Origin of the sequence: Borreliella bissettiae DN127 (assembly GCF_000222305.1) — a bacterium.
GTDB classification, from domain to species: domain Bacteria; phylum Spirochaetota; class Spirochaetia; order Borreliales; family Borreliaceae; genus Borreliella; species Borreliella carolinensis.
Window position 1 is genome coordinate 1 of sequence record NC_015918.1, and the last position, 21,353, is coordinate 21,353.

Sequence of the window (21,353 nt, forward strand, 5' to 3'; positions counted from 1 at the left end):
TCTAGAGTATACACAAATTAATGCAAAATTTTCTACAACAAAATTTACACAAAAAACTGCCCCCTTTGCCGCAACATACAAAACCTAAATCTTGTATATTACTCATAATAATTAATATTATTACAACAACACCAAATTACAAATACAAAATATATTAATAGTTTCAATTATAAATTTCCCTATACTTTGTGAACTGCTATTTCTAAATCAAAGATTATAGAAATAGCTTCTTGTTTCATCCCATGATAGCTTTTTTGGCTCTTAAAAGAACGGTCATCCACTAGAGCATGGTCCACAAGCTTTACTTCAGGCAGTTCCTGCCTTAGTTTTTATTTCTTTATAATAATAAGCTTTAAGATTCAGAGCGGCATTTATATCTCTATCATGCAAAGTGTTGCAACTACTACAAGTCCACCTAGTATCACTTAATCTTAGAGTTGTATTTTTAATGTGACAACTACTGCATAATTTACTTGATGGAAAATATCTATCTGCTTTATACAAAGGGGATCCATACCACTCTGATTTGTATGATAATTGTCTTACAAACTCAGACCATCCTAAATCATTAATACTTTTTCCAAACATTCCTTTTTGCATGCCTTTAATTGATAAATTTTCTATTACTATGTTTTTATAATTGGATACAAAGTAATAAGATAATTTATGCAAAAAGTCTTTTCTTTGATTTGAAATTTTCTTATGCAGCTTGGCAACTCTTAATCTAGATTTAGCCCTATTAATAGAACCTTTTTGCTTTTTTGATAGTTTTCTTTGATATTTTTTAAGTTTATTTTCATTTTTTAATAAATATTTAGGATGATTGATTTTCTCACCTTCACTACTTACTAAAAAATGTCTCATACTCATATCAATACCAACTATTTCTTTTTTATCGCCTTTAGTTTCATTGATATTTTTAGTATCTAAGCACTCAACTATTATTGAAATATAATATTTATCATCAATATCTTTTTCTACTACTACATTTTTAATAAGCTCATTATCTTTAATGCACCTATGTAGACACAACTTTACAAACCCTATTTTAGGTAGTTTTATATAACCATTTTCTATTCTTATTGAGTTTTTTTGATTATTAGTTCTAAAAGTTTGCCTATTTTTCTTACTTTTATATTTAGGAAATCCTTGCATTCTATTTCCTTTTTTAATTTCTCTAAAAAAATTACTATACGCAAAATTTAAGTCGATCCACGTGCTACAAAGAGCCAAACTATCAACTTCCTTTAAGAATGGAAATTCATCTTTATATTTACTTGGATTAACACTAAGACTTTTCTTATTTTTTTCATAATAATCTTTTTTATCACTTAACATTTTGTTATACAAAAATCTTACACATCCAAATACTTTTGAAAAATATTTTTTTTGATTGGTGTTGGGATATATCCTGCACTTATAAGCTTTATTAGCACTCATTATTTTTTATAAAAAAAATACTATATTTTAACTTGCGTTACAAATTCATCTCCACCTATAATAATATCTAAAAATTGCACTACTATTTAATTATCAAAACTTAATTATTAGGAGGTAATATTAATATGAAAAAAATTTTCACATTAATATTAATTTTTAGTTTAACAATGCAAATCTTTGCACAAGAGAAACTTGAAAAAGGTGTTGGAGATATTGCAACCGTAATGAAATATGAAAGTGAAAAAGCAACCATATTAGCACCATTACTTTTGAATATCTTTTTATCTTTAGGAATAGGATCCTTTGTTCAAGGAGATTATATTGGTGGTGGTGCACTACTTGGCTCTCAAATGCTTGGAGGAATACTTATAATGGCTGGATACATGACCGGGGGTATTGGAGGCGCTACAGGAAGCACATCAGCAGTAATAACCGGGGGAGTATTATCAGGAATAGGAGGGCTCACAATTGCAGCATCCTACATCACTGGAATTATTATTCCATTTAAATTTGCTAATAGATACAACGCAGACCTTAAAAAAAGACTCGGCATTGCGCTTGCAGGGCTTGAACCCAATTTTGACATTGGAATAAACGGATTCCAACTGTCGTTTAAAAAATCCTATTGAATATCAATTTACCTGGGGTGAAAAGAGATTATTAATGTAAATAATCTCTTTTCAAAGCCTACTAAAAAAATTCATTAATACTATTTTGAAATCAAGATTTACCTAAAGTAGCAGTTCACTGCTATTTCCATAATCTTTGATTTAGAAATAGCAGTTCACAAACTTCTTCTTTACTAAACTTAAAATATTCTAAGTAAAGTAAATATTCAAAGTTCTCGGGATCATTTTTAACTATTAGCAAGGAAGTGTTTTTGACTAAAGTTAAGTATAGCGGGTTAGCTAAAATTTCTTTTTCTTCGGGCTGCATCATAGGGCATTGATACACAGATATGCTTTTGAAACATTGGCAGCTTGAACAAACCTTCTGAGTAAAAAATCAAATGGAAGCGAATTGAAAACAGATATAACAAACAATTTTTTGTAAATAGATATTGGCATTTTCTCATAGTTTACACCTATTGTATTCACACAATAACAATTTCTAGGAGACAAAGTGCTAATCATTGTTCTTTCATTTGAGTTTCTTGCAACCTTTCTAAAGAATACTCTTTCGGTTTGATATTGGTTGTCCTTGGCTAATTTTGTTTGATAATCATATTTTAGATAATTGTTGAAATCTTTGTAGTTTAGAAGAGCATTTTTTATGGTTTTTTCTGGTGATTGTGTTAAGCTTGAGTTATCCAAAAAAATAAAATCAAATAAAGAAAAATTAAAGTCTAAAAATGTCACTGTATATAATAAAAAGTTAATAAAGAATAATAATAAGAATTCAAAAAACTCTCTTTTTGAGAAGATAAAAAAATCGTAGCATTAATACTAGAAAAATAAGCATCAATTATCGAGTATGAAATTCTAGAAGTTTGGTATATACAAAGCTTGCCTATTAAATTAATATTTAAAATAATAAACATTAAGATCTATTTATAGAAAGTACATAGTATCATTTAAACAAACAAAATTCAATAAAAATCAACCAAAAACATATCAAAATGGATTTTTTCAAAAACTTAAACTACTACTTTAAAACTTTTGGCAATAAAAATACTATTATAATAAATTTTATAATTTATATTTAATGCAAATTTTTACAATATTAAATTATAACAAGTATTAAATCATATCAATATTATATTGTATCAATACTGTATTATATTATATATTATAAGAAAGGAGGATATTTATGAAATACCATATAATAGCAAGCATGTTTATTTTTTTATTTTTAGCCTGCAATCTAGATTTCAAAGCCAATCAAAACGATACGAAATATCAATCTAAAAAGGGATTAAAAACAGAAACATCCTCAAATCAAAAACAAACTAATTTATCCAACAAAAATACAAAATCAGAAAAAGATATAAATAAATCATCAAAAAATAACATAACAACATCAAGTGATGCAAAAGTAATTATAGAAAATTCAGATAAAGAAGGTAAAAAAAACATAGAATCTACTATCTCTAAAAAAACGATATTATCGAATATCATACAAGAATTAAAAAAAACAGATAAACAAATACCTGAGTCAACAAAAGAACAACAACAAAAAGAACAACAACAAAAAGAACAACAACAAAAAGAACAACAACAAAAAGAACAACAACAAAAAGAACAACAACAAAAAGAACAACAACAAAAAGAACAACAACAAAAAGAACAACAACAAAAAGAACAACAAAATATCAAAAAAGCAAAACATGAAATTGAAGACGCTATAAAAAAAATAACCAACATACTTAAAAACATTAATAGTATTAAATATGGTAATTCATACATAGAAAAAATAAATAAAACAGAAGTAACTGGAAAAGAAATCCAAAATAAAGTTTCTGATCCTTTATGGGATGATATTATTGGTACCGATTATATTCATTCTGATAATTCTATATATAATAAATGGGGTGAATACTTATCTGACGATATTGAAGAAAAACTTAATTCAAATAATTTTTTCTATGAGTTATCTAATATAAGAAGTCAATTAAAAGATTTAATATATGATGATATAAACAATAGAAATACATTAAAACTAAATATTATATCTGGATCTGATTTTGAAAAAATCAAAGAAAAACTAAATGAAATTCAAAATTATCTAGAAAGATTAAAAGATTATTTAAAAGATCAAAATAATTTTTCTATTATTCGTGAAGCTATAGATTTTGAATAATTGTATGCGCGGCTATTTCTAAATCAAATGATTTAGAAATAGCCTTTTACCAAGTCCCTTTCTTTTTTATTTTTATCTATGTTGCTTATGCTATTAAACCACTTTTATTCCTATTTATAAATGTTTTAACTTTTATATAGAGACAATAAAGATATTGTCTCTATATCATTTTCTATATATAGAATCGACTCGTAAAACTTATAAATAACCCTTTTCATATCTTTCAAAACACAAATTTCAATAGGCATATTTAATTCTAAATAGTCAAATATGTTTTCCATATATAATGAAAGTAAAAACCTCCGATAAAGAATATAGAGCTCTTATTAATGGGGCTAAAAAATATAAAATTCAAAATGCCTTATAGGACTATTGATTTGATGAACTTTTCTGACTCTTTTACTTCTTTGGCTTTTTCTTCTATTTGATTTAAAAGTGTACTTGCATAAGATTCAAGCTTGGTGACATCTGTTTTCATAAGATTTTTATCATTTTGATAATCTAACAAAAGTTGGTTTAATGTTTCTGAAGTGATTTTCATTGTAGATAAAATCTTTTTAAATGCCTCCCTAAGTTTTTCTAAAGTTGAAATATCTAATTTATCTAGAATATCATGCACAAAAACATTTTGTTATTCATTTACTTTCTCTAATTTTTCTTAGTTTTTTTCTATTTCTTCTTTTAGAAGTTCTTGTATTTTGATCGTTCTTTTGAGAAAATGTTTTTAGCTTCCAATACCAAATTTTATTTATTAACTACGTTAATAAACTCTGTAGTTCTGTTTAACTCTTGTCATATAATTCCTTTAATTTTATCTTAAAATTAATAAATAAGGTTAATCATCTTAAAACACCCTTTCTATTTTTCTTAAATTTAAAATATTGTTGATCAATGGTAGACCTGGGCATAAAAACAATATATTCATATGAATTTTCGCCATAATACTTAAATATCTGAAGAATATAATTCTCTTATGCATGAATACAAAAAATACACTTTATTTTAAAATTATTATTATGATCATTTTTTACCTTGCCAAACAATCTAATCAATTCTCTAGATCGCTCAGACCCTAAATCTAAAAAGAATTTATCAAAATGCCCCTCATTATAGTCAGGCAATGGGGGTATCTCCGGATAACTGCCGTATTTTAAGTTATAGATAGTCTTCTCTATATTATCCAGCAAACGATGTTCAGATGCGTCTAATTTTAAATTAGAAAATTTGCCCTCAGTAATAATATCATCAGCGCGCATACCACAATCTTCTAAATCATTTAAACTATCAAAAAAGTTTTAACAGCCTGTTCTTGCTTATCAGGCAAATAACACCCCAATAAAATGCCCATCTGAATACCAAAATAAACTACAGAAGTTTATCAAAGAACTATTCTTGCCAAACTTAAAAAGTTTTACTAATAAGATAGATTACATTAGAACTAATAAGCATAATATGCAAGCTTACGCCAATTTTATCTTTTTCCAAAATTTGTAAATACCAAAGCATTCTATTGATTTATAGAAATTAAATATTTATATAAGAGTATAATAATTACGCTTAATAAAAAAATTATTAATACATATAAAATAATATAAACCTTCTCACAATAAAAATATTGTTATAAATCTTCTAATATTTTACTATTCTACATCTGATCTAATATTAGATTAAATTTAATATTAGATTATAAATTTTAGATTTTAATTAAGGAGAATATTTATGGAATATAACATTATTGTGAGCTTATTTGTTTTTTTATTTTTAGCTTGCAATCTAGATTTTAACACTACTCAAAAAGATATGAAGTACCAATCTAGTAAAAAAAAGGACTAAAATCTAATAAAAAAGGATTAACCCCTAAACAGAAACAAACCCAAATCAAGAAGAAGACATTAATAACCAAGAAGAAAACACACTGCTTGAAATTTAAGAAATTTAATAGACAGCTAGACGGAACAAGTAAACAGCTATCCGCAAATAACGAAAGATTTAAAGCCTATAGAAAACGGGCTTATAGCATCTTAAATGCTATTGATAATGATGCCTTAAAGAATTTTTCAGAAATTGTTAATGGCATAAGGCCAAACACAAGGAATATTTAACAATCTTAACTCACTTGGAGATGCTTTTGAAGAGATAATTAATTTTCTGTATCCCAAAAAAGACAATCTAGAAAAATTAGAGATTTCGGCCTTAAAAAGGCTTAAATATTCTTTGGAAAATTTTTCAGAGGAAAAAAATTGCTTCAGAAATGCTGTAAAAGTTCTTATTAGACTATAAAAATAATACAAATCGTATAACAAACAAACAGATACAAATGAACTTAAATCTCATGCAAACACACTTTTAAATCAACTGACAAAAAAATCGAAGAAGCAGAAAAGCTAAAAAATGACATATGTTTAATAGAGAACCTTTAATTTAGCGTTGCATTTTATATTTCTATCATGCAAATCGACTACAACTACCTGTAAGTCTACAGTTTTCATAAAGTAAACTATGTAGCAATTGTAATATTAAAAATATGATTCTAAAATCAAGTATGTATACCTACTTTATATAAAGAAAATTAGTGTCGTTCTGATTTATACAAAAATTGTTTTCAAAATTAACAACATACCAAATCATTAATACTTTTTTCCAAACATTAATTTTTGAATACCTTTAATTGATAAGTTCTCTATTGCTAATAATATAAGCACTACCCTGCTAATGTAATATAATATTCATTTTGGGATTTCTAATCATTCTTGATAACAAGGTTATTTGATATTGGTTTGAATTCTTGTAAATTATTTGTGCATACCATTTACTTTATTATAAAAATAAAATTTCCCTTTAATATAATAGGCATGAATGCATAAATAACAGGCTTTAATCTTCCCTTTACCAAATAATATACTTAACATATGTTATTCATGGAAAATAACTCTTAATGAATTCAACCATGATAAAGATCATATTCATTTATTATTAGAATTTACCGCCAATATTCAACCTTCTAAATTCATCAATAATCTAAAAACAGTATCTTCAAGGCTTATAAGAAAAAATATTCTACTTATTTAGATAATATTATTGGAAACCTTATTTTTGGTCTAGAAGTTATTGCCTTATCTCTACTGGAGGAGCCTAAAGCTATAGGAATAATAAATTGTAATATAGTAAATCTATCGATACAGAATATTTCTTTGATCTTGATGAAGTAAATAGTAATACAAAAAACCTATAAATATAGGCGTAAATTAAAAGCTTTTTTAATTAGATTATATTATGGGGTGAGCATTCTCTTATTTTTTTGTAATAAAATTAATCAGTTGCTTTTGCAATATGAATAGGTTTTATTATAGGAATCCGAAACATTAGTTTCTCTAAAAGAATAAGAACGACTTCTAGTATTATTTGCATCTAATTTAATTTTAGAATTTTTAACTATAGACTCATTTTTACTTAAACATTTATAATTTGAATTATTCATGTATTTCTTTTCTAAATTAAAAATATCATCCATTTTATTTTCAGCATTATTGGTTGACAAATCACAACCTAATACTAACAAGAAGGTTAATATTATAGATAATAATGAAATAGCAAATTTTTTGTTCATAAATCTCTTCTCCTTAGATTTTAATAATTAAAAGTCACTTTACAAAAACTAAAAAGCAATATAAATAAATATACCTCAAGAGATAGATAGTAGGCTCTATTGCAGCAGACATTACTAATTTTATCTTTTTATGTAATAAAACTAGTCCAAATTTATATTTATTTTTTAAGTGCTTTAGCTATAGAAATTATATTCTAAATTAATCATTTTTTAAATATTCATTGGTTTTTATTTGTTAAGCCGCACACTAGCTTTATTAATGGGTATAAATATTAGAAGTATACCAAGGTAATATAATTTATTACTTAAATGAAAATCTTAAAAGAAATAGACAAATTACTCAGCATCTTCTTTTTTTTTTCGACTTTTTTAGAAAGTCTTAAAACTTGTGCTAAAACAAAAAAATACCTATTATGCTCGCAATTTTCAAATAGTGTAATTAAACCCTTGTATTTAATACTAAGCAAATACTTTTCTCTAAAGTAAAGTCAAATAATAGCAACACTAAAAAGTAGTAATATTCGTTAATGTGAATCTCTAAATCTCTGGCACACATTTTAAATATCATTCAACGTCTTATCTTCACAGGATTGCTATTAATAGGAGAAAGTCTAATGCACTCAATTCTCCATTATTGCTATCCGCTTAAAGAGATGGGGGATTTGACAATATAAATAATTATCAAAAACATTAGCGGTGCCCCCCTTTATCTCTATGATATTCCTTCACATCTATATGATTTCCATCTTTACTTTCTACATTGGACTGATTATCTCTACCATATTTAATATAGCTAAGCGGCTTTTTAACTTTACCCGTATTTTTCAGTTTGAATAAAAACCTTTTAACATACTCTTCTATTTGGGATACATCTCCTTTTCAATAAAAATTAAAATGCGCTGATTTTAATACATTGATGAAAAAAGTTAATGTATCGAGTTCTTCATTACTAAGTCTAAGATTGTTTTTCTAACCTAGTTTTAATTAATACTTTCATAAGCTTTACAAGCTTTAGTCGCTCCGCATATAAAATCCAAAATTCAATTGTTTTATATAAGTAAATATCAAGTAAATTTAAATTGGATAGTAAAATATTAAATAGGGAAAAAACCAGCTTAATGTTGAATGATAAATAAATTTTTCTCTTATTAAGAGCATAGTAATGATATCCAAAGTATCAAGGGACTATTATCCTTCATAGATACCCCGCACCATTTTAAATATAGTTCTTTAAACTTTTAGTTGCAACAGGCACAATATTTTTAACAATATTAAGTAATCCTTTAGCATATTTGCGAATTTCTTTTTATGAATTCTTATTCACTTTTTTTGTTTCATTTGACTCCAATCTTAATTTGATTTGATAAAATGAAATTAAGATTTTTAAATCAAGCTGACAATACCATTTTGTATATAAGCTTAAATAGTAAAAGCTATTCTAAATACTTACTTTAAAACATGGCAATCTACCAATTCTGATATAGATTATCACAATATTTTTGACTTTTATCTAAATCAGTTAATATATCTTTTATAAATTGACGAAATCCATTTTCTCATCCACAATACTTTTTTTACAACTAGAACTTTACTTATTTAATTTAAAACAAGCTACATATTTACATATTATTGTAGCCTGTTTTAAATTAAAATAATTAATATTAGTACCAAACGCCATTCTTGTCAATGGTACTTTGCACTTCTTTAAGAGAATCCCTCATTAATAAGATTGACCTTACTATTGCTTTATATGCTTCGTATAAATTAGATTGTTCTTTGATCTTTGCAATTAAAGTTTTTATTTCTGTTTCAATGTTCTCTAATTTCCTTTTTGCATGTGTGTCATTTATGTATACAAAATTTGTTGCAGTCTTTAAACTTACTTGAATATAATTCAATAAGGTCTTGAAATTTTTTTCAAGGCCTTCTTTTGTAAACTTTGCAGCTTCTTCTTTAGCTTTGGCTTTAGCAAGGTTGTCAAGGCGTGTAGAATACATTCGGGTTAGCTTTGTTGAAAATAATGTATAAGTATCATATATCTTAGTAATTGTTTTAATTGCTGAATCTACATTATATTTAACACTTTCTAGATAAGATTGATATCGATTGCTTAATCTTATTTCCTCATAATCATCTTCATCATATTCTTCTAAAGAATACTGATCATAATCCTCTTCCTCTATTTCATCAGTGTATGAAATAGAGCTTGATCCTGAAATGGTTTGCAAGGCACTCTTTGGCCTTAAATCAGAATCTATAGTAAAATCAATTTCATTGCTTTCAATAGTCTCCCCCAATTCACCACTTTCACCGCTAAGGGAATTTAAACTTCCTTGAGCCATCCCTTTATGTTCATCTTGTTGTTTTTGTATTTTTTCTTTTCTAGCCTCAGATTGCTCTTTTAATAATTCAGTTTTTAAACTTTCTTCCTCTAACATTACATTTTTTTGCAATAAATTGCTTTTATTGGCAGAGCCCCTTTTTAAACTATGAATAGACGGTTCTTTTCTGGAAACCTTGCTTTTGCCTTTCTTTCTGGCAATCTTACCTTTGCCTTTCTTATTCATAGAATTTTTAACAGATTCCTCACTGGTCTCTAAAATAAAGTTTCCCTTATCAAATAAGTCGGGGGATTCCTCTTTCATTTCATCTCTTGTGAATAAATCACAACTTATAAAACCAAAAAGTAATCCCAAAGCCAAACATTTACTTTTAACTCTCATGCTTTCTCTCCTTTTAAGTTAATACCAATTCTAAATCATTTTAAGTCAGATTCCAGAAATTAATAAACCTTTCTTATTAAAAGAGGCAAAATTATTACAATTTTAAATTTAAATAATACTAAAACAATATTTACGATTATTTATCAATTCATTGAATTTCTCTTTCTTATTAAGAATTTAAAACAAGTGCTATTAAGAGGGTGGACAAAGTACTTTTTATTAAATTTTATAAACAGATCTTAAAAAATAACTTCTAAATAAAATTGAAAAAAGTTTAAATATAGCTACCCATCTTATCATGTCCTGATTTCATTCTTGGAATTTGAACTGTAATCAGATCTTTATATTCTTTATCAATATATACTCTATTAATTTTTTTGCTGACATAAGGAATCATATTTAATAATATTGTTTTTATATTTTAAAATGCATTCTTTTTTGCAAAAGTTTCGACAATATTTAAAATGATATTTATTGGAAGCTCATCAAGAATGAAATTCACTATGTTATCTATATTTTGATTTTGCTTTTGCTGTTTAGATCCATAAGGGAAATAGTATATATGATGGTTTAGGCTCTTCTAAAGCCAGTATTTGTTCTATTTGTCATTTTAAAAAGACTCTAGTTTTATTTGCAAGCAAACTTGTTAGGTTTTTGAAATTTTTGATTATTCATTATACTTTAACCTCATATTATGGAATAATTTGATTATATTCAATGGTTTTTATAAAAAAACCACAATTCCTTTGAAAAAAATCAAGAGGATTGCGGGTGTTTTTTTTGAATAGAAAATTACTTTGGGATTTTAGTTGGAATTTTTAGAATTTTTCTTTTTTATTAAAATTGTAAACCAAATGCCCAGTTTTAATTATTAAAACATAAATGTATGGCCATTGCTGCATTCTCTATCTTATTGGCTGCTTCACTCAAAGCTGCCAATATTTTAGTGTATTTGTCGTCTTTTTTGTCTTTGAGTTCGGTGCTCACGCCCTTGAAATAGGTTTCCACATTGGTCATAAGAGTTTTTATGCACTTTTTGGCTTCAATTTTACTACAATTTTCTAATGGTACCTTTATCGCTGAATTTTCGTCATTAAACTTATTTACAATGGTCTTAAGTTCATTGTATTTTTGGTTACTTTTATCACCATTGATACTTACGGCTATTTTTAGCAACTCATCCAATAATTTCACCATTTTTAGTCCATTCTCCAAATTACTTTTGGCTGCATAGGTAGCATTATAACCTATATTAATTAGTGTTTGAAAAACTGAATCAATCTTTTCTGCTGAATTCTTAATCAATTTGATTAAGCGAGGAGTATCCTTTACTTCTATGTTTTTACTTTTCTTGGTATTTTTTTGATCTTCAATTTCTTTTTTAGATTTTTCAGAATCATCTTGAGCTTCCTTTGCTAAATTTTCTAGCTCTTTCGGAGTTAATTTTGTGATTTTTCCCGGACTTAGACCTGTGGTTTCACTTATCTCATCTAATACTTGATCAATAGATGTTAGTGCTGATTTACTTTCTGCAGTTGCTTCTTCAAGAATCCCATCTCCGTACCATTTACATGAAATTATTAGCAGTAGAAATATTGCCAATATTAGCTGTCTCATTTGCAAACTCCTTTAGGTGGCATAATACTACTGTAGTATAGTGCAAAATTTAGCTTCGACTATAAAAATCCTCGAAAGTGAAAGTGGGGGAGAAGAAGATTTTTGATTTAGTTAACAATCTCCTTTTGGCAATAAAGAATTGAGGATTTCCTTATTGAAGAGTAAACCTAGCAGTAAATTTAAAATCATTGATCCTAAAAGAATAATAGTAATCCTAAAAAGTATACAAAATTATAAATTAATCAAATTTTAATGTTACTAAAAGATAATGTTAACAACATTAATTCGTAGCAATCCAAATATAAAAGCTTAAAAACTTATAAAAATGGGAGAGCTTGTTATTCTCAGCAGAAACAGTTTGTGGAATTGGTACAAATGTATACGTAATGCCTCTAAGAAAAAATTATAATTTTCCAAACCAGAATTAAAAAATCTTTACCTACAAGTTAATTGTAAAGATTTTTGCAGTTAATGTAGAAATGAATTTTGAGCTATAATGCACTAATTAACATTAATATTATACTATAAGGAGGTGTTTACAGATGAGTGAAACTAATATTGGCAATATCTCTACTGCTAATAATTTCATGTAAATAGTATGGAGATGGGATTATTGATGAAGCAACTGCAGAAAGTAAATCAGCACTAACATCTATTGATCAAGTATTAGATGAGATAAGTGAAACCACAGGTCTAAGTCCGAAAAAAATCACAAAATTAACTCCGAAAGAGCTAGAAAATTTAGCAAAGGAAGCTCAAGATGATTCTGAAAAATCTAAAAAAGAAATTAAAGATCAAAAAAATACCAAGAAAAGTAAAAACATAGAAGTAAAGGATACTCCTCGCTTAATCAAATTGATTAAGAATTCAGCAGAAAAGATTGATTCAGTTTTTCAAACACTAATTAATATAGGTTATAATGCTACCTATGCAGCCAAAAGTAATTTGGAGAATGGACTAAAAATGGTGAAATTATTGGATGAGTTGCTAAAAATAGCCGTAAATAATGGAACCGACAATAGTAATACAAAATACGCAAAACTTAAAAAAGTTGTGGATAAGTTTAATAACGAAAATTCGGTAAGCGTTTCTTTAAAAGAACATTCAAATAGTAAAATTGAAACTAAAAAATGTATTCAAACTCTTATTAAAAATGTAGAAACATATTTTGAAGGTGCATGCAGCGAACTTAAAAACAAAAATGATGGGGAGTACGAAAAAACATTGACAACTTTAAGCGAAGTAGCCAACAAGATAAAGAGTGCAGCAATAGCTATTATATATAGCTATGCTTTAATTAGATTGTAGATCGCACGGCATGGTACGAAACCGCAAGCTATTTATATGGGTTTTTAGAAAAAATAGTTCGCCAAATATCAATCCAAATAATAAGAAACGGTTGTAACGATTCTTAATATTTTTTTTGGATAACGTTCCTGAGCTCCCAAGCTTCTATCAATTGGAAGAAATTCAAAATATCCTTGATTTGCGTTTTTAATTTTCCCTAATTTTGAACTTGAATGTTTTGCAAATTCCAAAGCCGCTAATTTAGCATTCCTAATTGAATCTGCTAACATTTCGGGCTTTATATCATTAATATTGTCAAAGTAATATCTTGGCCCCCCACTATTACTAATTAATATGCCTTGATTATAAAGCTCAGCAATATTTTTTTCTGCTGCTTCCATTTGCTCAATATTTTTTGTATGAACAGTTAAAGATATATATGCTCTATACTTATAAAGAGATTCTTTGTAATTCTCTTCATTAAATTCCATAAATCCCATTTTTATATGGTCTTCGCTAAATCCCTGTTTTAAAAAAAAACTTTTAATCTTAGACAAGCTTAAATTATTTGCTTTATTAATATCATTGATAGTGTCACCAGTTAAGCTGTATCTAAACTCCCAACTAGAAGATGTTGATAAAATTTCTCTTTCGCTAAGACCCTTGACCGTAATATAATTTTCATTTTTGGTGCCAATGTTTTTTATTCCGTGAGAAATTATAATTGATGACATAAACAAAAGTAACGAAAATAACAAGAAAGATATTTCTTTTCCTCTAAACATAGATTGGCCTCCTAAAATCAATAATAAATAATATATTAAAATTACTGTATTTAAATTTATTTTAACATATTGCTTAATATTAATAAATCAAAATACATTTTAGCAAATTAGAATTTTATGACCTTGTTAAAGACAATGTTTTATAAAAAATAAAAGCCAAGATAGCTGCATAATTTAAGTTAATTGAAGCAATTAAAATCCATCATGATATTAAAGCAAGAAGTTATTTTTATAATCTTGTGTTTAGAAATAGCACACAATTATTTGACATTTCAAAATATTGCAAAAAAAATCATTTTTAAATGATTTTTTATTTTATAATGATTGCTATTTAATATTTATTATAAGTTTGTATTATGGCTTTGCAGATATTATGTAAAACCATTTTAGGGCTTTATTTATGAAAAAAAATTAATATTATTAATCAATATTTTTTTATTTATTTCATGTCAAAACGATGGTTTAAATAAAAATAAGGTTAGCAAAAATCATAATTATAAAAAACAACTTGGGAAAAAATATGTGCGGAGAAAAAGGGATAAACTTTTATCTTGGATAAATAATTTTGTAGAAGTTAATAATAAAGCCATAGATAATTCTTTTGAAAAATTCAAAAGTGAGGCATCTAATCAATATAATCTTCCATTTAAAAATGTTAGTTGGTATACACTAAAGAAAACACTTGCTGATGATGTAGAAGAATCTAAAAAGGCCAGAAGGTGTTTGTATGCGGTTTTAGATTACAATAAAAGCGAGTTAAAAGAATTGGGATTAATTTTAAATTCAGATGTACATAGCATTAAGAAGATTGCTAATAAAATTATGCAAAATGTGGGCATAGAATTCCAATTTAGATTTGAGGCAGTAATTAAATTGTTGCTTGATAAAAAAGCAATTTAATGTTATTAGATATTCCTAATCTCAAAAGGATTAAAATTTGTCTTGAAAATTTTTTAGCTTTAAGAACAACCTTTAGAGAGCTTGTTAAACAATTATTAAATGATTATAGCAGTAATAAAGGATCCATAAAGTCTGAAAATAGTAAATTGGGAGATTATTTAAATAAAGCTTTTTCAGATATTGTTTTAAGCATGGATAAAAATCCTATAAATCTAGAACAAAAGATTAGAAATATTATTGTTATTTAATTTTAAATTTAATGTAAAACCTTTTTACAAAAATCAATTAAAAATTGTTTAATACTTTACCACATAATCTTTGATGGTATCAAAATTAGAATTGCCAGCTATTTTTTATTTAAATTTCTTCTGTTTATTTTACCCAAAAAATTATCTTCGATTTTTATCGTATATAACAAATATCAACTATTTTTATTTTTTCTAAATAAAGTTGCAATTAAATATACTAGCACTTTGCACTATAATTTAAGTTTAAAGATTTTAAGGTAGAGTATATTATGAACAAAAAGTTTTTAGAAGAGGATAAATAATGGATTTATTTAAAATTGAAGCTAATTATATTGACATCTTTAATAAAGAAATTTATCCAGCTAGCATAGCGATTGCAAACGGTCATATTGTGAGCATAGAAAAAATTAATGCGACATTGGATGAATATGTGCTGCCAGGATTTATTGATGCGCATATACATATAGAGAGTTCTTTTCTTATTCCATCAAACTTTGCTCATTTAGTAGTTGCACACGGCACTGTGGCTACAATAAGCGATCCTCATGAAATAGCCAATGTTAATGGTATTGATGGCATTAATTTTATGATAAATAATTCTAAAAAAACCGAGTTTAAATTTTTTTTTGGAGCTCCTTCTTGTGTGCCAGCGTTGTCACAAGAATTTGAAACTTCGGGATATGTACTAAATGATAAAGATATAGACGAATTGATGAAATTAGACGATATTTACTATTTGGCTGAAGTAATGGATTTTAAAGGCGTGATTAACAAAGATGTTGAAATTATAAATAAAATAAATTCTGCATTAAAGCGCAACAAGGTTGTTGATGGACATGCTCCTGGTTTGTCCCCCAATTTAACTTTAAAGTATGCATCTTCGGGTATTAGTACTGATCATGAATGTTTAACAATAGAAGATGCAAGATATAAATTGTCTTTGGGCATGAAAATAATAATTAGAGAAGGAAGTGCCGCTAAAAATTTTGAATCTTTGCATCCCTTGATTAGTGAATGTCCTAAAAAATATTGTGATTCTTTAATGTTTTGTTTCGATGATGCGCACCCAAATGACATTCTAAATGGACATATTAATTTAATAGTAGCTCGTGCAATAGAGCATGGGCATGACTTTTTTGATGTTTTGAAAATAGCATGTATTAATCCGGTTTTACACTATAAAATCCCAGTGGGGCTGTTAAGAATAGGAGATCCTGCTGATTTTATAATTACCAAAGATATTAAAACATTCAAAATAGATAAAACCTACATTAATGGTAAATTGGTTTTTAATGATGGAATTTCACTTATTCCATTAATAAATGAAATTCCTATAAACAATTTTAATTGTAGCAAAAAATCTATTTCGGATTTTAAATTTTCCACTAAAAATAAGATGATCCCAGTAATCAACTGCATCAGCAACCAAATTATTACTCATAAAACTATGATTAATAGCAATTTGTTGGCTCCAGATTTTCAATCTAATCTTGCCGAAGATATTTTAAAAATAGCTATAATAAATCGATATAAAGACAATAGTAAAATTTCTATAGGATTTATAAAAAATTTTGGGATAAGAAACGGTGCCATAGGAAGTACAGTTGCTCATGATTCTCACAATATCATACTTGTTGGAAGTAATGATGAATACTTGTGCAAAGCAGCAAATATAATCATCCAAAATAAGGGGGGTTTATGTGCACTAAACAATGAAAAAACCATAATAATGAAACTTCCTATTTCTGGATTAATGAGCACTCTTTCGGCCGAAGAAATAGCTTCACAATATATAAAATTAAATGATTTTTGTAAAAATGTTTTAGGTTCTCAGCTTGATGACCCTCTAATGACTTTGTCTTTTATGTCTTTAACGGTGGTTCCCCATTTAAAGATAAATGATAAAGGACTGTTTGATGTTGATTCTTTTTGTTTTTTAGATTATTAATTTCAAATTATTATAAAAAGACAAAAAAGGATTAAAAAATTAAATGACAAATTGTAGAAGAAGCTCAAAAGTTTTTTGTCTGTTATTATCTATTAAGGATTATTAATTGTGTGTCTGGCAGTTTTTTATTTTAAAAATTTTATGCATTAAATACCTAGGGGAAAAGCGGTTTTTGGTTAGTATTTGGGGGCACAAATGCCATAAATAATAATCTGCAATAATGCTGGGCGTTATTATTAATTAAATTTATGAAAACCATATGTGTAAATATTGATGCATCTCCTCAATAAATAATATATACCCCCATTTAAAATAAACTGTTGTTTTCCCAAGTCTTAATCTTAAGAAGCAAATTAATTAATTCTTTAGCTCCCTTAGAACCCAAGCTTACATAAAAACTCGTGAAAATTTTTTTATCTCATTACATCTAAAAATAAATCAATAAAAAATCATTTTTGTTTCGGCTCCGCTTTTAATAGCATCCTTATGAGATTATATTTTTGAACTTATATTTTTTATTACCTCTATAAAAATTTTATTTTAAAAAAAGATATTTATTAATTATAATATCAATATTATTAAAAAATAGTTAATAAAAAATTAAACATATACTTTTAAATAAAGTAAATATTAAATTAAGGAGTTGTAAATTGAAAAAATATATTATCAATTTAAGTTTATGTTTATTATTGTTTTCATGTGATCTTTTTTCAAAAGATTCTCGATCACACCAAAAATACAATTTTAAAGTACCCGCTAAATCGGTTTCAAATCCTACTAATAAAGAAGATATAGACACTGAAAAAGGCACTAACACTACACTTTGCATAAAAGAAGCAGATAGCAGAATTATAATTAAAGATTGTATTAATAATCAAGAGCTTTTTAAAGTGAAATCTAAAAGAAGATATGATTTTAAAAAAGCCATGCTTCTTGGTGTTAAAACAGCTTTAAAAGTTATAAATATTGGCAATAATAATAAAAAATTAAATTCCATAAAAAAACATAAAGATCATATTTTATTAGAATTTAAAGATAATAAGATATATATAATTCGATTATCTGAACTTAAAAGACATTTACTAAAAAGCAATAAAAAACCACTCTTGGGAAGTCCGGTGCCGGGCGGCGGAGATGCAGAATTTGTAGATGATCCTGATGGCAGAATAGAAGCAGAATTAGAGGCAGAAAAAGAGCAAGAGATGTTAGATAGAGAAGATTTTGGAGACGAAGAAGACGAAGAATTAGAAGAAGAAATATTTGGAAAAGAAAAACCTAACAATTGAAACTAAAATACTACATTTCAATAAAATAAAGAAGCCCCTAAAAATAGGGGCTTCTTTATTTTATTGAAATGTAGCTTGCTAAAATCACTGTAAATCTACATAATATCACTTAATTTTAGATTTGTATTTTTACTACTACAATTGATACGCTTCTAATTCAAATATTTAGAATTTTTTATAAGTTTAAATCAATTAGTTTTTTGATGCTAAAATTTAACTTCATACAATAAAAATAATTAATTTATGGTTGATCCTTTGTTCAAGGAGATTATATTGGTGATAGCACACTACTTGGTTCTCGGGTACTTGGAATAATGCTTATAATAACCGGAAAGTCTTTTTTTGAGTCACGACTAAAAGACACAAAACCAACAATGCCCGAACATATACTAACGAGTATAGGGGGACTTATGATTGCAGCATCCTACATCACTGGAATTATTATTCCATTTACATTTGCAAACAAGTACAACACCAATCTTAAAAAAAGACTCGGCATTGTGCTTGCGGGGTTTGAACCCAATTTTGACATTGAAATAAACGGATTCCAACTGTCGTTTAAAAAAAGCTATTAAAAAATATAAGACAATAGCCCTTGCAATATAATAATAAATAGGTTTTGTTGCAAGCTTTTAATTTAAAAGCACTCAACAAAACCTATTACTAGGTTTTAAATTGACAATTAGGATCGTATTAATTTAAAAACACAATCACTGATAATTGTACAAAAATTGTTTAAATTTTGCAAGCACCTGCTTATATGTTTTGCTTTGTTTTTTTTAAATTTAAATCATAGTATTCTTTAAATATCTTGTTTAAATAATCTTTATCACTAGAAAAAATCTTATCTAACAAATACCCCGTAAATTTAGCATTGCTTTTATAGAAATCGTAACTATCTTGTCTTTTAAGCTGGAATCTTAATGGTTTTATTGAATTTTGAATTAACTTTTTATCTACTACCTCTTTTGATTTTATATTTCTATAAATTTCTATCATCCCTTTGTCTCTAATTTCTTTTATACTTAAGTCTCCTTTTAAAACCCGTTCATATATTTTTAAATATAAATAAGCTTGAGTTCTAGCAATTAAAAATTCTTCAATAAAAGACTTGAAACTCACATGCCCATCGATACGATAAAGTTTTTTGTTTTTTATGTTATACAATATCTCCATGATTTTAATTTTATTTTCAATATCATTAACCATGCTCTTTTTTAAAGCATACTTATAGTTTTCATACTCTTCCTCCTCGGAAATACCCATCAATCCTTCTTCCCTATCATTCAAAATGATTAAATCTTTAGACATCTCTAAAGCCTCCTTTAATAAAAAACTATATATTACCCCATTTGTTCGCAAGCGAACAAATGTCCAAAATAAAATAAAATCAAATACCTAATATATTCTTTAAGGCTTCTAAACATTCTTGATAATAAGGCTCTTTAACATTAGGTTCTTGTAAATTATTTGTAAACACCTTGACTTTATTATAAAAATGAACTTTTCCTTTAATATATTTGCCGTATTTATCCTTAATTGAATTTTCTATGCTTTTAAAAGTATTTCTGTTTTTCATGAATTGATTTTCAATTATGGATATATCAATATCTTTATCTAAATACATTGAAACTTTCTCAATATATTTCATTAAGATAGACAGGCTTTCAACAGAAAATCTTTCAACTTGAATGGGAATAATCAGTCTATTAGTAATATTGAGAGCATTATCTAAAAGCGAATCCAAATTAGGTGGTGTGTCAATTATCACATAATTAAAATTATAATTGGAGAATACCCTTTCTAGTCTATGCTTTAAAAAAAGTTCTTTATAGGAAGTATTTTCTTTATTAAAAAGATGTAAACTAGGATGGGAAGGAATAAGATATACATTATCATGTATTTTGGTCAAATATTTATCTAAATTGGCATTGGAGTCTTCTTTTAAAAAAGAATAAACATTGTTTTTGCTTAAGCTTTTTATATACTTAAAAAAATAACTAGTTAAACTATTTTGGGGATCAAAATCTACAAGTAAAACCTTTTTATCAAAGCTTTTCAAAATAAAACTAAATATAATAGTCAAAACACTTTTTCCAACGCCCCCTTTAATATTTGCAATACTAATTATTTCTGGTTTTTTGTTATCCATTTAATTATAATGCCTCCATTTGATAAATTTTTATTGTAGAATCTGTATACTTTATGTTCTAGATTAATTATTCTCTCTAATAGATTTTGAGCATATTTTTTTTTAAATTTTTCTTTTTTTGTTAAAGCGTGAATTGCTTTTATATAACAAAAAACACTTCCTTTCTTATATCTAAATTCTATATAATGGATTTTATACATAGGTACAATTTTGATAGCTTTTGTAATAACATCTTTATATTTTAAAAAAAGTGGCCTTGGGAATCTTTTAAATCCATAAAACATTCCCAAAAATTCATCATTAATACTTTCTTTAATTCCAAATAACTGAAAACTACTTTTTTCATTTTTATCAAATAAATTTCTTAATGTAATAAAAAATTTATTTTCGTTTCTTTGATTTATACCAAATGTAAAAACATCTCTAAATATTTTTGTATGATATAATGTTTTGTTATTTATTTTCTCTTTTTTCATGAAAATATTGTTTTTCTTTTTTGGCAATCCAATTTCCATTTTTTTATATTTTAGACCTTCTAATATTTGATTCATATTTTAACCA

The 21,353-nt window shown here is 26.3% G+C and carries 19 protein-coding genes and 3 pseudogenes; 10 read left to right on the top strand and 12 right to left on the bottom strand.

Features of this window, described 5'->3' with window-relative positions; all coding sequences use genetic code 11:
- Positions 1-306: 306 nt before the first annotated feature.
- The gene (locus BBIDN127_RS06530; RefSeq protein WP_014023152.1) at positions 307-1,440 is read right to left on the bottom strand and encodes an RNA-guided endonuclease InsQ/TnpB family protein; all 1,134 of its coding nucleotides are present in this window, start codon (positions 1,438-1,440) and stop codon (positions 307-309) included.
- Positions 1,441-1,565: 125 nt separating this feature from the next.
- Between BBIDN127_RS06530 and BBIDN127_RS06535 the strand changes: the two genes are divergently transcribed.
- The gene (locus BBIDN127_RS06535; RefSeq protein ID WP_014023153.1) at positions 1,566-2,069 is read left to right on the top strand and encodes a P13 family porin; all 504 of its coding nucleotides are present in this window, start codon (positions 1,566-1,568) and stop codon (positions 2,067-2,069) included.
- A gap of 133 nt (positions 2,070-2,202) precedes the next feature.
- Here the strand turns inward: BBIDN127_RS06535 and BBIDN127_RS07375 are convergent.
- Positions 2,203-2,654: pseudogene (locus BBIDN127_RS07375) on the bottom strand (class I SAM-dependent DNA methyltransferase); the annotation flags it as partial.
- A gap of 595 nt (positions 2,655-3,249) precedes the next feature.
- Between BBIDN127_RS07375 and BBIDN127_RS07180 the strand changes: the two are divergent.
- Positions 3,250-4,239 carry an Erp protein gene (locus tag BBIDN127_RS07180; RefSeq protein ID WP_014023155.1) on the top strand — a complete coding sequence of 330 codons (990 nt, stop codon included), beginning with the start codon at positions 3,250-3,252 and terminating at the stop codon, positions 4,237-4,239.
- Positions 4,240-4,364: 125 nt separating this feature from the next.
- Here the strand turns inward: BBIDN127_RS07180 and BBIDN127_RS07765 are convergent, their stop codons facing one another.
- The 3 genes and pseudogenes from BBIDN127_RS07765 to BBIDN127_RS06560 form a co-directional block, all read right to left on the bottom strand.
- Positions 4,365-4,520 carry a hypothetical protein gene (locus BBIDN127_RS07765; RefSeq protein WP_014023156.1) on the bottom strand — a complete coding sequence of 52 codons (156 nt, stop codon included), beginning with the start codon at positions 4,518-4,520 and terminating at the stop codon, positions 4,365-4,367.
- An 80-nt stretch (positions 4,521-4,600) separates the two neighbouring features.
- A complete protein-coding gene (locus BBIDN127_RS06555) occupies positions 4,601-4,858 on the bottom strand; it encodes a CRASP family complement regulator-acquiring lipoprotein (RefSeq protein WP_050792377.1) in 258 nt (85 codons plus the stop codon).
- 220 nt (positions 4,859-5,078) lie between these two features.
- Positions 5,079-5,587, bottom strand: a pseudogene (locus tag BBIDN127_RS06560) (P52 family lipoprotein).
- Between the two features lie 571 nt (positions 5,588-6,158).
- On the opposite strand from BBIDN127_RS06560, the gene BBIDN127_RS07910 reads away from it, so the two are divergent.
- The 3 genes from BBIDN127_RS07910 to BBIDN127_RS07385 all read left to right on the top strand — a co-directional run bounded on the left by BBIDN127_RS07910 (position 6,159) and on the right by BBIDN127_RS07385 (position 7,308).
- A complete protein-coding gene (locus BBIDN127_RS07910) occupies positions 6,159-6,341 on the top strand; it encodes a hypothetical protein (RefSeq protein WP_014023159.1) in 183 nt (60 codons plus the stop codon).
- Positions 6,342-6,387: 46 nt separating this feature from the next.
- Positions 6,388-6,519 (top strand): CRASP family complement regulator-acquiring lipoprotein, encoded by a 132-nt coding sequence (locus BBIDN127_RS07915; RefSeq protein WP_233421669.1) that lies wholly within the window; start codon positions 6,388-6,390, stop codon positions 6,517-6,519.
- 627 nt (positions 6,520-7,146) lie between these two features.
- Positions 7,147-7,308, top strand: coding sequence for a transposase (locus BBIDN127_RS07385; RefSeq protein ID WP_411431084.1), 162 nt, complete (start codon positions 7,147-7,149; stop codon positions 7,306-7,308).
- A 244-nt stretch (positions 7,309-7,552) separates the two neighbouring features.
- On the opposite strand, the gene BBIDN127_RS06570 is transcribed toward BBIDN127_RS07385, so the two are convergent.
- From BBIDN127_RS06570 to BBIDN127_RS06580, 3 genes are all read right to left on the bottom strand, one after another.
- Positions 7,553-7,846 carry a DUF5425 family lipoprotein gene (locus BBIDN127_RS06570; protein ID WP_014023161.1) on the bottom strand — a complete coding sequence of 98 codons (294 nt, stop codon included), beginning with the start codon at positions 7,844-7,846 and terminating at the stop codon, positions 7,553-7,555.
- A gap of 1,661 nt (positions 7,847-9,507) precedes the next feature.
- The gene (locus tag BBIDN127_RS06575; protein ID WP_014023162.1) at positions 9,508-10,569 is read right to left on the bottom strand and encodes a hypothetical protein; all 1,062 of its coding nucleotides are present in this window, start codon (positions 10,567-10,569) and stop codon (positions 9,508-9,510) included.
- 864 nt (positions 10,570-11,433) lie between these two features.
- Positions 11,434-12,186: a hypothetical protein gene (locus BBIDN127_RS06580; protein WP_014023164.1), complete on the bottom strand. Its 753-nt coding sequence runs from the start codon at positions 12,184-12,186 to the stop codon at positions 11,434-11,436.
- A gap of 855 nt (positions 12,187-13,041) precedes the next feature.
- Here BBIDN127_RS06580 and BBIDN127_RS07920 point away from each other — a divergent pair.
- A complete protein-coding gene (locus BBIDN127_RS07920; protein WP_233421665.1) occupies positions 13,042-13,494 on the top strand; it encodes a hypothetical protein in 453 nt (150 codons plus the stop codon).
- A 68-nt stretch (positions 13,495-13,562) separates the two neighbouring features.
- Here the strand turns inward: BBIDN127_RS07920 and BBIDN127_RS06590 are convergent, their stop codons facing one another.
- A complete protein-coding gene (locus BBIDN127_RS06590) occupies positions 13,563-14,258 on the bottom strand; it encodes an SIMPL domain-containing protein (RefSeq protein ID WP_014023166.1) in 696 nt (231 codons plus the stop codon).
- 522 nt (positions 14,259-14,780) lie between these two features.
- Here BBIDN127_RS06590 and BBIDN127_RS07925 point away from each other — a divergent pair.
- The 4 genes and pseudogenes from BBIDN127_RS07925 (at position 14,781) to BBIDN127_RS07395 (ending at position 19,215) form a co-directional block, all read left to right on the top strand.
- Positions 14,781-15,406 (top strand): annotated as a pseudogene (locus BBIDN127_RS07925) (complement regulator-acquiring protein).
- 301 nt (positions 15,407-15,707) lie between these two features.
- Positions 15,708-17,354 carry an adenine deaminase gene (gene ade / locus BBIDN127_RS06600; RefSeq protein WP_014023169.1) on the top strand — a complete coding sequence of 549 codons (1,647 nt, stop codon included), beginning with the start codon at positions 15,708-15,710 and terminating at the stop codon, positions 17,352-17,354.
- 650 nt (positions 17,355-18,004) lie between these two features.
- A complete protein-coding gene (locus tag BBIDN127_RS06605; RefSeq protein ID WP_014023170.1) occupies positions 18,005-18,640 on the top strand; it encodes a hypothetical protein in 636 nt (211 codons plus the stop codon).
- Between the two features lie 311 nt (positions 18,641-18,951).
- Positions 18,952-19,215 carry a P13 family porin gene (locus tag BBIDN127_RS07395; protein ID WP_324604512.1) on the top strand — a complete coding sequence of 88 codons (264 nt, stop codon included), beginning with the start codon at positions 18,952-18,954 and terminating at the stop codon, positions 19,213-19,215.
- Between the two features lie 181 nt (positions 19,216-19,396).
- Here BBIDN127_RS07395 and BBIDN127_RS06615 read toward each other — a convergent pair whose 3' ends face one another.
- The 3 genes from BBIDN127_RS06615 to BBIDN127_RS06625 all read right to left on the bottom strand — a co-directional run bounded on the left by BBIDN127_RS06615 (position 19,397) and on the right by BBIDN127_RS06625 (position 21,343).
- The gene (locus BBIDN127_RS06615; RefSeq protein WP_014023172.1) at positions 19,397-19,951 is read right to left on the bottom strand and encodes a chromosome replication/partitioning protein; all 555 of its coding nucleotides are present in this window, start codon (positions 19,949-19,951) and stop codon (positions 19,397-19,399) included.
- A gap of 79 nt (positions 19,952-20,030) precedes the next feature.
- Positions 20,031-20,792, bottom strand: a complete 762-nt coding sequence (locus BBIDN127_RS06620) for a ParA family protein (RefSeq protein ID WP_014023173.1) — start codon at positions 20,790-20,792, stop codon at positions 20,031-20,033.
- Complete coding sequence (locus tag BBIDN127_RS06625) at positions 20,768-21,343, bottom strand: DUF226 domain-containing protein (protein WP_014023174.1); 576 nt, start codon at positions 21,341-21,343, stop codon at positions 20,768-20,770. Before BBIDN127_RS06625 ends, BBIDN127_RS06620 begins: the two co-directional genes overlap by 25 nt.
- Between the last annotated feature and the right edge of the window lie 10 nt (positions 21,344-21,353).